Source organism: Inquilinus sp. CA228 (genome assembly GCF_052078665.1).
Classification (GTDB): Bacteria; Pseudomonadota; Alphaproteobacteria; order DSM-16000; family Inquilinaceae; genus Inquilinus.
The window spans coordinates 1-9,978 of record NZ_JBQJIK010000098.1 but is presented as its reverse complement, the minus strand read 5'-3'; the positions used below and the strand labels follow the sequence as shown (position 1 = coordinate 9,978).

The window sequence follows — 9,978 nt, the reverse complement described above, 5'->3', positions numbered from 1 at the left end:
TCGGTCCTTGGTTGGTCCTTGGTTGGGTTTGTCGCGCATGGCGGGGCTGGGGCCGGCTTACGCCGGCCCCACGACCTCGTCCAGATCGATGCCATGGGTGTCGAACCACCATTCCGGCGGCTTGTCCGGATGGTGCGGCTTCAGCCGGGCATAGCGGTCGCGCAGCCGCTGCTGCCGTGCCGCCTCCGCCCGGAAGTGCGGATGGTCGAGCGATCCGCCGATCGCCCACAGCCGGCGCAGCAGCTTGCGCAGGACATAGCCCTGCGTCTTCGGGCCGGGCCGATAGCCGCTGGCGATGATGCTCTCGATCCCTTCGACCAGGATCTGCGCCGGGGTCATCGGCGGGGTGCCGTTGACCAGCGCATCCAGCCGGTCCAGCCCGAATCCTGCATCGATGCAGGTGCCGAGCGGGTTGACGATGTTCCCGATCTCGACCCCGTCCCGGTAGAACTCGGTGCAATGGCCGCTGATGCTGCCGTCGCTCCAGGTGCAGTCCGGGTCGGGCCGGATCGGCACCCGGCCGCGATACAGCGGCGACCAGTCGGCCATGCGGTCGGGATGGATGGTGACATGGTCCGGCCACGCCCCGATCTCCGCCAGGAAATCGAGCCAGAAGTCGATCGCCTGCCCGACGGTCATCTGCCGGAACGAGAACAGGCCGAGCATGTCGAAGCGGAGCAGATGCGTGCCGTCGCCGATCTCGTCGAGATCGCCCAGGCGCAGGCAGGACTGGAGATTGGCGAAGGTGGCTGTGTAGGCCGGGTCGATGAACAGCGGCTTGAACTGCTGCATGCCCGCCGTACAGAACAGCGTCGTGCTGTCGAAGGGCCGAACCGAAGGGTTCGTGTCGAAACCGATCCCCCTGTTCTCGCAGAACAGGCGGAATCGGTGGGTCAGGCGTCCCGCGGGGACATAGGCAACCTCCTGTGCGGTCACGGCCCGCCGGGAGGACGGGCCTATGGGTATCTAACCACGTGCCGGACGGTTCTCAAGCCCCTGGTGCCGGCCGGCTGCCATCGCCATCTCCGACGGACCATAAGGGAGGACCGCCGCATGGGCTCCGCGATCCGTTTCACCGGCACCGGGCCAGGCGCGCGCACTCAGGATGGCTGCGCCGTGGAGCTGTATCGGCGCCTGCCGGCCGACGGCGAGGCGGAGATCGTCGCTGCCGTGGTCTCCATCGGCGGCTCGATCCTGGAGCTGGGCTCGGGGCCGGGCCGCGTCACCCACGCCATGGTCGCCCGCGGCTATGCGGTGACCGCGGTCGACAACTCGGCCGAGATGCTGGCCCATGTCCGGGGCGCGGAGACGGTGCTGGCCGATATCGAGGATCTCGACCTCGGTCGCGGCTTCGACGCGGTGCTGCTGGCCAGCACGCTGATCAACTTCCCCGAGGCCGGGACACGGGCGGCGCTGCTGGCCGCCTGCCGCCGCCATGTCCGGCCCGGCGGCGCGGTGCTGATCGAACGCCGCAACCCCGCGACCTTCTCGGCGATTGGCCCCGGGCCGGCCGGAGAGGAAGCCGGCATCCGCCATGTGGTCGAATCGGTCCGGCATGAGGGCCGCCTGGCCCATATCACCCTTCGCTCGGAAGCGGCCGACGCGGCCTGGACCCAGAGCTTCACCTGCGAGCTGATCGACGATGAGCAGCTGGCGGAGGCGCTGGCCTCTGCCGGGCTGCGGCTGGTCCGCTGGCTCGATCCGCCGCGCCGCTGGGCCCTGGCGGAACCGGCGTAGCCCTACAGCAGCGATCCCTGCTCCGGCTTCGGGTCCGGCGCGCGGGCGGGCCGGTGCGGGCGGCTGCCGCCGATCACGGCCGGCGCGTCGCCGTCCTGGAAGCGGATCGCCACGGCCCGGCCGGGCGTCGCCTCCTGCGCCGAGCTGAGGGCATGGCCGGTGGCCGGGTCCAGCACCAGGGCATAGCCGCGGCGCAGCACGTCGACATAGGAGTAGCTCTCCAAGAGCCGGCCGGCGGCGGCCAGGCGGGCCGTGCGGTCGGCCAAGACGCGCTGCACCGGCTCCGGCCCGAAGCGGCCGGACAGGGCCTGGAACCAGTCGGCCGGACGGTGGGTCAGGCGCGGGCCGCAGGCGGCCAGCCGGTCGCCGAGCTGGGCCAGGTGCCGCACCGTCTCCGCCACCTGCCGGCGCGGATGCGGCAGCCGGGCGCCGAGCTCGGCCAGCTTGGCGCGCCGCCGTTCGACCGTGCCGAGCCCGGCCCGGTCCAGCCGCTCGCCGCGGTCGTCCAGCCGCTGCATCGCCGACTCGATCAGCCGCGCCGGGTCGCCCAGGCCGCGGCGCAAAGCGTCGAGCCGCGTGCGGTGCTCGCCGAACAGCCGGGCGGTGCCGGCTTCGAGGCGGCGGGAGCAGTCCAGCACCCGGCCCAGCAGCTCGGCCCGGACCGGCACCGCCATCTCCGCCGCCGCGGTCGGGGTCGGGGCGCGGCGGTCCGAGGCGAAGTCGATCAGGGTGGTGTCGGTCTCGTGCCCGACGGCGGAGATCAGCGGGATGGCGCTGGCCGCCGCCGCCCGCACCACGATCTCCTCGTTGAACGGCATCAGGTCTTCCAGGCTGCCGCCGCCGCGGGCGACGATCAGCAGGTCCGGCCGCGGCACCGGTCCGTCCTTTGGCAACGAGTTGAAGCCCTCGATCGCCGCCGCCACCTGGCCCGCCGCCGATTCGCCCTGCACCGCCACCGGCCAGACCAGGACGTGGCGCGGGAAGCGGTCGGACAGCCGGTGCAGGATGTCGCGGATCACCGCGCCGGTCGGCGAGGTGACGACGCCGATCACCCGCGGCAGGAACGGCAGCGCCCGCTTGCGCGCGGCCTCGAACAGCCCTTCGGCGGCGAGGCGGCGGCGGCGCTCCTCCAGCATCTTGAGGATGGCGCCCTCGCCCGCCAGCTCCATTTGCTCGATCACCATCTGGTACTGCGAGCGCGAGCCGTAGATGGTCAGCCGGCCGGTGCAGATGACCTCCATCCCCTGCTCCGGCCGCACCATCAGCCGCGCCAGCTGGCCCTTCCAGATCACCGATTCGAGGGTGCAGCTGTCGTCCTTCAGCGTCAGGTAGACATGGCCGGAGCGCGGCACCGTGACCTTGCCGATCTCGGCCCGCACGCGGACCATGCCGAATTCGCCCTCGATGGTGCGCTTCAGCGCGCCGGTCAGCTCGGCGATGGTGAATTCCGGCAGGTTGGAGCCGGGGCGGTCGGCGGGGGCCGGGGGGGTGTCGTTTTGCTCGGTCATGCTGCGGCCACCATGCTAAACCGCTGCCACTTGAGCAAGAGATCGAGAGCGGGTTCTGCGATGCGCATCCTTCTGGTCGGCGGCGGCGGCCGCGAACATGCCCTGGCCTGGGCGATCGCCGCCTCCCCCCTGTGCACCACGCTGTTCTGCGCGCCCGGCAATGCCGGCATCGCGAAGGAGGCGACCTGCGTGCCGGTCGCGGCCGAGGATGTCGACGGGCTGGTCGGGTTCGCCCAGGAGAACGCGATCGACTTCGTCGTGGTCGGGCCGGAGGCGCCGCTGGTGGCGGGGCTGGTCGACCGGCTGACCGAAGCCGGGATCAAGGCCTTCGGGCCGACCGCCGCGGCCGCGGCGCTGGAGGGGTCGAAGGGCTTCACCAAGGACCTCTGCGCCAAATACGACATCCCGACCGCGCGCTACCGCCGCTTCACCGACGCGACCGAGGCCAAGGCCTATGTCGCCATCGAGGGCGCGCCGATCGTGGTCAAGGCCGACGGGCTGGCCGCCGGCAAGGGCGTGGTGGTGGCGCAGTCGATCGAGGAGGCCCAGGACGCGGTCGACGCCATGCTGACCGAGGGCGGCTTCGGCGCCGCCGGCGCCTCGATCGTGGTCGAGGAATGCCTGGTCGGGCCGGAGCTGAGCTTCTTCGCCCTGTGCGACGGCCAGACCGCGCTGCCGCTGGCCACCGCCCGCGACCACAAGCGGGCCTTCGACCACGATGAGGGCCCGAACACCGGCGGCATGGGCGCCGTCTCGCCGCACCCGCTGGCGACGCCGGAGCTCGAGGCCCGGATCATGGCCGAGATCGTGCAGCCGACGCTGCAGGCCATGGAGGCCGAGGGCACGCCGTTCCGCGGCATCCTGTTCGCCGGGCTGATGCTGACCGAGCACGGGCCGCAGCTGATCGAGCACAATGTCCGCTTCGGCGACCCGGAATGCGAGACGCTGCTGCCGCGGCTGAGCTCGGACCTGCTGACCGCCCTGATCGCCGCGGCTGACGGCGAACTGCGCCACCTGACCCTGCGCTGGCGGCCGGAGGCGGCGGTAACGGTGGTGATGGCGGCGAACGGCTATCCTGGCAGCTACAGGAAGGGCAGCCCGATCCGGGCGCTCGACCAAGCCGGACAGGTGCCGGGCACCATCGTGTTCCACGCCGGCACCAAGGCCGAGGCCGACGGCACGGTCACCGCCCAGGGCGGCCGGGTGCTGGCGGTGACGGCGCTGGGCGCCGACATCGCCGAGGCCCGATCACGAGCCTATCAGGCGGTCGACCGCATCGACTGGCCGGAGGGCTTCTGCCGCCGGGACATCGCGGTGTGACCTGCGTTTTGAAACCGGCGGCCCGATCGGCGTAGACTGCCCGGATGAGCAAGGCCTTCACCAAAGAGACCGACACCGAGGAGGAGCTGGACGATGCGCCGGCGCCCCTGCCCGCGGGGTCGAAGAACTACATCACGCCCGAGGGATTCCAGCGGCTGCAGGACGAGTTGAAGCAGCTGTGGCGGGTCGAGCGGCCGAAAGTGGTCGAGGTGGTGTCCTGGGCCGCCGGCAATGGCGACCGGTCGGAGAATGGCGACTACATCTACGGCAAGAAGCGGCTGCGCGAGATCGACCGCCGGGTGCGGTTCCTGACCAAGCGGCTGGAGATCGCCGAGGTGGTCGACCCCGCGCGCCAGACCAACCGCGACCGGGTCTATTTCGGCGCCACCGTGACCTATGTGGACGGCCAGGACCGCGAGCGCACCGTGCGCATCGTCGGCATCGACGAGACCGATGCGGATGCCGGCGACATCAGCTGGATCTCCCCCCTCGCCCGCGCCTTGATGCGGACGCAGGAGGGCGATGTGGTCGAGGTCCGTGCCCCGGGCGGGGTCGAGGCCGCCGAGGTGATCGAGATCCGCTACGACCGCGACAAGGGCTGAGAGACCGTCAGGCGGCGCTGGCGGCGACCCACAGCGCGGCCAGCGCCTCGATCCCGGCCTGGTCCTCGGCGTCGAAGCGGTTGGGCAGCGGGCTGTCGAGGTCGAGCACACCCAGCACCTTCCCGTCCCGCAGCAGCGGCACCACCAGTTCGGACCGCGAGGCGGCGTCGCAGGCGATGTGGCCAGGGAAGGCGTGCACATCCGGCACCAGCACCGATTCCCGGCTCTCCGCCGCCGCGCCGCAGACGCCGCGGCCGAGCGGGATGCGGATGCAGGCCGGCTTGCCCTGGAACGGCCCGAGCACCAGCTCGCTTTCGCTGCGCAGCAGGTAGAAGCCGGCCCAGTTCAGCTCCGGCAGGCCGTGATAGATCAGGGCCGAGAGATTGGCGGCGTTGGCGATGGCGTCGGTCTCGCCATGAAACAGCCCCTCCGCCTGGGAGAGCAGGTCGCGATAGGCCTCGGCCTTGGGCTGGGCGGGATCGGGGCGTGCGGTCTGGAACATCGGTCGGTCTTCCTGTCGGTCGCCTGGAAGATAGGCACGGGAATGCCCGGCGGAAAGCCTCACAGCGTCTCGACCGCCGCCCGCGCGGCGCGGATCTGCTCCTCGTCGCGCTTGTAGAAGGTCCATTGCCTGATCCGCTTCGGCACCACCAGACCGGACTGGACCAGGACGCGCATATGCTCGCTCAGCGTCGGCTGGCTGATGCCGAGCTTGTCGGCGATGAACAGGCCGCAGACCCCATCCTCGACCAGGTCGCCATCGGCCTGCGGCGGGAAATGCGCGCGCGGATCCTTCAGCCAGTCCAGGATCTGCAGGCGGCGCTCATTGGCCAAGGCGCGGAAGAGATTGGCCGGGTACATTTCGGCACTTTGCCAAAGGACAAAGTCCTGTCAAGACTCGGGGCCTTTCCGAACCGACAGGAGGCCGTGATGCGCCGCTTCGCCTTCGAGACCGTGGACGTGTTCACCGACCGCCGCTTCGGCGGCAACCAGCTGGCGGTGTTCCCGGATGCGCGCGGCCTGTCGGACGGCGAGATGCAGTCGCTGGCCGCCGAGTTCAACCTGAGCGAGACGACCTTCGTGCTGCCGCCGGAGGACCCGACGCATTCGGCGCGGGTGCGGATCTTCAACCGCACCTACGAGATGCCCTTCGCCGGCCACCCCAATGTCGGCACCGGCTGCGTGCTGGCCCGGCACGGGCTGGACCGCGACGGCGTGCTGCTGTTCGAGGAGCTGTCCGGCCTGGTCGAGGTGCGGGTTGAGCGCGACGCGGCCGGGGCCGTGACCGGCGCCGTGATCGCCGCGCCGCAGCCGCTGTCGACGCTGATGGAGCTGCCGGCCGAGGCGATCGCCGCCTGCGCCGGCCTGGCCCCCTCCGACGTCATCACCAAAGCGCACCAGCCGGTGCTGGCCTCGGTCGGCATTCCCTTCGTGCTGGTGGAGGTCACCGGCGAGGCGCTGACCCGCGCCACCCCGGACATCGCCGCCTTCCGCCGCACCCAGGAGCAGTTCCCGAAGGTGGAGCGGCGCCTGTCGCTGCATCTCTACGCCCGCGACCCGGCGGCGCCGGACATCGCCGCGCCGGGCGGTGCCCGCATCCGTGCCCGGATGTTCGCGCCGCTGTCCGGCACCTATGAGGACCCGGCGACGGGCAGCGCCAACGCCACGCTCGGCGCGCTGCTGCTGTCGCTGTCCGGCGCCGAGGCCGGACAGGCCGAGATCGTCCAAGGCGTGGAGATGGGCCGCCCGAGCCTGCTGCGCGTCGCCGCCCGCCGCGCCGCGGACGGCATCCGCGCCACCGTCGGCGGCGGCTGCATCCCGGTGCTGCAGGGCGAGGCGGAGGTCTAGGCGCCGAGCCTGGCGAGGAGACGGGTCCAGCCCTTCTCGCGGGCGCGGGCGATCAGTTCGTCCCTGGTTTCGTCGCTCAGCCTCGCGCCGGCCAGCACCAGCGCCACGTCTTCGGAGTCGGTCACCAGAACCGCCTTCCGGATCATCGGACTCGTGAAATCGGGGTCGATGCCTGCCCTCAGAAGTATTCGGGCGACCCTCGCCGAGGCGGCCGCATGCAGTGCGGTGTAGCGTCCAACCCCGGATTCCTCGACCACCGGATCGACACCCAAGGCAACCAGCCTTCGAACAAGGCCTGCATCGTCCCGCCTGGCGGCGATCACAAGCGCCACGCTTCTGTCTTGCCGGGTCCCTCGTTCGGCGGCGGCCTCGCTAAACAGGACGGACGTTCTTCCGAGATCCGATCTCGACGGGGTCGCGAGAGGGAACAGCAACTCGAATGCCGGCTGGTCCCGGCGCGAAGTGCGCCCGTTCAAGGGGGCGCCCGCCAAGATCAGGTCGCTCGCATAGGCGTAGCTATCGATCTCCAGCGCATCGGCCAGAAAGGTCGCCGCCCTGCTAGACGCGAAGTCGAATCCGGCCTGCCGCAGCATCGGAATCGTCTCTGGCGTTCCCTTGACAAACTTCGCCGTTCCCGCGGCTCGGTCGACCGCATCTTCGAGCTCAGTGACCGCCGCGGGCATGCCGGCAAACTTGCCCACGTAATCCGTGACCGACTTGGTCCTGCCGTCGATGGTCAGGGAGACCTTGGTGAACGGGCTGTCCGTGATCTCCGCGATGTATTCGTCCTTCAGCGAGAAGAAATCTGCTCGCTCGAACATCCCGACGAGGGTGGTCACCTCCGTCGGCGCGATCCGGTCCTGGAACCGGCCGCTCACGGCCACTGAGCTGCCCCCCTCATAGGTCACCGATCCGTCCCCGGCGATGTCGACCGCATAGGCAGGGCACCAGCCGAAGCAGGCACTGCGCGTCAGCCGGATCTCGACCTCGCTCGCCTCCGACACCTTGGGAAACTGCGTCTGGCATCCGGAGAGGACACCGACAGCCAGGATGGCCGCGACCATCCGACCCCACAATCCGAGCATGATATGGCGTCTCTGAAACCGCCCCTCCCCCAGGGGCCACCCGATCTTGTCAGATCGCCGGGCCGGCGGCTAGGTCAGCGCCCTTACCTCCTCGCCCTGAAGAAAGCACGCAGCAGCTCGCCCGCCTCCTCCGCGCCCGGCGCCTGCTCCACCTGGGGGCGGTGGTGGCAGGTCTTCTGCTCGAAGAAGCGCGGGCCGTGCAGCACCGCGCCGCCCTTCGGGTCGAGGGCGGCGAACACCAGCCGGCGGAGGCGAGCGAAGGAGATGGCGCCGGCGCACAGCGCGCAGGGCTCGAGCGTGACGTAGAGGTCGCAGTCCGGCAGCCGCGGCCGGCCGCGCAGCCGGCCGGCCTCGCGGATCGCCAGCACCTCGGCATGGGCGGTCGGGTCGGCCAGCTCTTCCACCCGGTTGCCGGCCCGGGCCAGCACCGCGCCGGTCGCGGCCTCGACCAGCACGGCGCCGACCGGCACTTCTCCGCGCGCGGCAGCGGCCGTCGCTTCGTCCAGGGCGAGGCGCATATAGGTGTCGGCCGGATCAGGGGCTGGCGGGTCGGCGGGCACGGGTCAGATCCTTGCGTTTCGCGCTAACCCTGGCCGGGCGCTTCGCGCTAGACAAGGGCGATGAGCAAGACCGATCACAAGACCACCGTCGGGAAGACGGCGGGCGATCCGGCCGCGACAGGCGCCGCGACCCCGGCCGCGAAACCGAAAGCCACCTTCAAGGATGGCGGCGAGAAGGATGGCGAGCGCGTCGCCAAGGTGCTGGCGCGGGCCGGCATGTGCTCGCGCCGCGAGGCCGAGCGCTGGATCGCCGAGGGCCGCGTGGCGCTGGACGGCAAGGTGCTGGACACCCCAGCCGTGGTGGTGCCGCCCGGCGCCGTGCTGAGCGTCGACGGCGTGCCGGTGCCGGAGCCCGAGCGCACCCGGCTGTGGCGCTATCACAAGCCGGCCGGGCTGGTCACCACCCGGTCCGACCCGCAGGGCCGCCAGACCGTGTTCGACAACCTGCCCGAAGAGCTGCCGCGCGTGGTCTCGATCGGCCGGCTGGACCTGAACAGCGAGGGGCTGCTGCTCCTCACCAATGACGGCGAGCTGTCGCGCCGGCTGGAGCTGCCGTCGACCGGCTGGCCGAGGCGCTACCGCGTGCGCGTGCATGGCACCCCGGACCCGGCGAAGCTGGCGAGCCTGGCCAAGGGCATCACCGTTTCCGGCGTGCATTACGGCCCGATCGAGGCGGCGCTGGACAAGGTGCAGGGCGCCAATGCCTGGCTGACCATCACCCTGCGCGAGGGCAAGAATCGCGAGGTGCGCAAGGTGATGGAGGCGATCGGCCTGGACGTGAACCGGCTGATCCGCGTCGCCTACGGCCCGTTCCAGCTGGGCATCCTGGAGAAGGGCGAGGCCGAGGAGATCAAGGCCTCGGTGCTGCGCGACCAGCTCGGCCGCTGGCTGACGACCCATGAGGAGGAACGGCCGACGCGCAAGCCCGTGGCCAAACCGACGGCGAGCAAGCCGGTCCCGGCCAAGCCGACAGGCTCGAAGCCCGCGACCGGCCCCGCCTCCCGCCATGCCCCTGCGCCTCGTCGCCGGCCGGCATAGGGGCCGCGCCCTCGCCGCCCCGCCGGACCGCGCCACCCGCCCGACCGGCGAGCGGGTGCGCGAGGCGGTGTTCAACATCCTGGCCCATGCCGGCTACGGTCCCGACGAGGGCGACGCGGTGACCGGCGCCGTGGTGCTGGACGCCTTCGCCGGCACCGGCGCGCTGGCCTTCGAGGCGCTGTCGCGCGGCGCCGCCGAGGCCTGGCTGTTCGACAGCTCGGCCGCGGCGCTGGGCTTCGCCCGGAAGAATGCCGAGACGCTGGGCGAGACGGCGCGCGCC

The 9,978-nt window shown here is 71.3% G+C and carries 12 protein-coding genes; 6 read left to right on the top strand and 6 right to left on the bottom strand.

What is annotated here, in order from left to right; translation table 11 throughout:
• Positions 1-57: 57 nt before the first annotated feature.
• The gene (locus tag ACTOWL_RS33470; protein WP_441325630.1) at positions 58-936 is read right to left on the bottom strand and encodes an alanine--tRNA ligase-related protein; all 879 of its coding nucleotides are present in this window, start codon (positions 934-936) and stop codon (positions 58-60) included.
• Between the two features lie 117 nt (positions 937-1,053).
• Here ACTOWL_RS33470 and ACTOWL_RS33465 point away from each other — a divergent pair, with 117 nt between their 5' ends.
• The gene (locus tag ACTOWL_RS33465; protein ID WP_441325629.1) at positions 1,054-1,737 is read left to right on the top strand and encodes a class I SAM-dependent methyltransferase; all 684 of its coding nucleotides are present in this window, start codon (positions 1,054-1,056) and stop codon (positions 1,735-1,737) included.
• Between the two features lie 2 nt (positions 1,738-1,739).
• Here ACTOWL_RS33465 and xseA read toward each other — a convergent pair whose 3' ends face one another.
• A complete protein-coding gene (gene xseA / locus ACTOWL_RS33460) occupies positions 1,740-3,245 on the bottom strand; it encodes an exodeoxyribonuclease VII large subunit (RefSeq protein WP_441325628.1) in 1,506 nt (501 codons plus the stop codon).
• Between the two features lie 60 nt (positions 3,246-3,305).
• Between xseA and purD the strand changes: the two genes are divergently transcribed.
• Together purD and greB are read left to right on the top strand one after the other, a co-directional pair.
• Positions 3,306-4,565, top strand: a complete 1,260-nt coding sequence (purD, locus tag ACTOWL_RS33455) for a phosphoribosylamine--glycine ligase (RefSeq protein ID WP_441325627.1) — start codon at positions 3,306-3,308, stop codon at positions 4,563-4,565.
• A 44-nt stretch (positions 4,566-4,609) separates the two neighbouring features.
• Entirely contained in the window at positions 4,610-5,167 is a 558-nt protein-coding gene (gene greB / locus ACTOWL_RS33450; protein WP_441325626.1) for a transcription elongation factor GreB, read from the top strand.
• A gap of 7 nt (positions 5,168-5,174) precedes the next feature.
• Here greB and ACTOWL_RS33445 read toward each other — a convergent pair whose 3' ends face one another.
• Together ACTOWL_RS33445 and ACTOWL_RS33440 are read right to left on the bottom strand one after the other, a co-directional pair.
• On the bottom strand, positions 5,175-5,669 hold the full coding sequence (locus ACTOWL_RS33445) for a GAF domain-containing protein (protein ID WP_441325625.1): 495 nt from the start codon (positions 5,667-5,669) through the stop codon (positions 5,175-5,177).
• Positions 5,670-5,728: 59 nt separating this feature from the next.
• Positions 5,729-6,028: an ArsR/SmtB family transcription factor gene (locus ACTOWL_RS33440; RefSeq protein WP_441325624.1), complete on the bottom strand. Its 300-nt coding sequence runs from the start codon at positions 6,026-6,028 to the stop codon at positions 5,729-5,731.
• Positions 6,029-6,097: 69 nt separating this feature from the next.
• Between ACTOWL_RS33440 and ACTOWL_RS33435 the strand changes: the two genes are divergently transcribed.
• On the top strand, positions 6,098-7,015 hold the full coding sequence (locus ACTOWL_RS33435; protein WP_441325623.1) for a PhzF family phenazine biosynthesis protein: 918 nt from the start codon (positions 6,098-6,100) through the stop codon (positions 7,013-7,015).
• Here ACTOWL_RS33435 and ACTOWL_RS33430 read toward each other — a convergent pair.
• Together ACTOWL_RS33430 and ACTOWL_RS33425 are read right to left on the bottom strand one after the other, a co-directional pair.
• A complete protein-coding gene (locus ACTOWL_RS33430) occupies positions 7,012-8,079 on the bottom strand; it encodes a DUF6438 domain-containing protein (protein WP_441325622.1) in 1,068 nt (355 codons plus the stop codon). The genes ACTOWL_RS33435 and ACTOWL_RS33430 overlap by 4 nt on opposite strands.
• Before the next feature lie 104 nt (positions 8,080-8,183).
• Positions 8,184-8,618 (bottom strand): nucleoside deaminase, encoded by a 435-nt coding sequence (locus ACTOWL_RS33425; protein WP_441325654.1) that lies wholly within the window; start codon positions 8,616-8,618, stop codon positions 8,184-8,186.
• 102 nt (positions 8,619-8,720) lie between these two features.
• Between ACTOWL_RS33425 and ACTOWL_RS33420 the strand changes: the two genes are divergently transcribed.
• The gene (locus tag ACTOWL_RS33420; RefSeq protein WP_441325621.1) at positions 8,721-9,698 is read left to right on the top strand and encodes a pseudouridine synthase; all 978 of its coding nucleotides are present in this window, start codon (positions 8,721-8,723) and stop codon (positions 9,696-9,698) included.
• On the top strand, positions 9,667-9,978 hold a 312-nt coding region (locus ACTOWL_RS33415), incomplete at its 3' end, for an RsmD family RNA methyltransferase (protein ID WP_441325620.1). The genes ACTOWL_RS33420 and ACTOWL_RS33415, both read left to right, overlap by 32 nt.

Bases quoted from the DNA above. Each gene is read 5' to 3' on its own strand.
- ACTOWL_RS33465 (WP_441325629.1), top strand. From the start codon at position 1,054: ATGGGCTCCGCGATCCGTTTCACCGGCACCGGGCCAGGCGCGCGCACT.
- xseA (WP_441325628.1), bottom strand. From the start codon at position 3,245: ATGACCGAGCAAAACGACACCCCCCCGGCCCCCGCCGACCGCCCCGGC.
- purD (WP_441325627.1), top strand. From the start codon at position 3,306: ATGCGCATCCTTCTGGTCGGCGGCGGCGGCCGCGAACATGCCCTGGCC.
- greB (WP_441325626.1), top strand. From the start codon at position 4,610: ATGAGCAAGGCCTTCACCAAAGAGACCGACACCGAGGAGGAGCTGGAC.
- ACTOWL_RS33445 (WP_441325625.1), bottom strand. From the start codon at position 5,669: ATGTTCCAGACCGCACGCCCCGATCCCGCCCAGCCCAAGGCCGAGGCC.
- ACTOWL_RS33440 (WP_441325624.1), bottom strand. From the start codon at position 6,028: ATGTACCCGGCCAATCTCTTCCGCGCCTTGGCCAATGAGCGCCGCCTG.
- ACTOWL_RS33435 (WP_441325623.1), top strand. From the start codon at position 6,098: ATGCGCCGCTTCGCCTTCGAGACCGTGGACGTGTTCACCGACCGCCGC.
- ACTOWL_RS33430 (WP_441325622.1), bottom strand. From the start codon at position 8,079: ATGGTCGCGGCCATCCTGGCTGTCGGTGTCCTCTCCGGATGCCAGACG.
- ACTOWL_RS33425 (WP_441325654.1), bottom strand. From the start codon at position 8,618: ATGCGCCTCGCCCTGGACGAAGCGACGGCCGCTGCCGCGCGCGGAGAA.
- ACTOWL_RS33420 (WP_441325621.1), top strand. From the start codon at position 8,721: ATGAGCAAGACCGATCACAAGACCACCGTCGGGAAGACGGCGGGCGAT.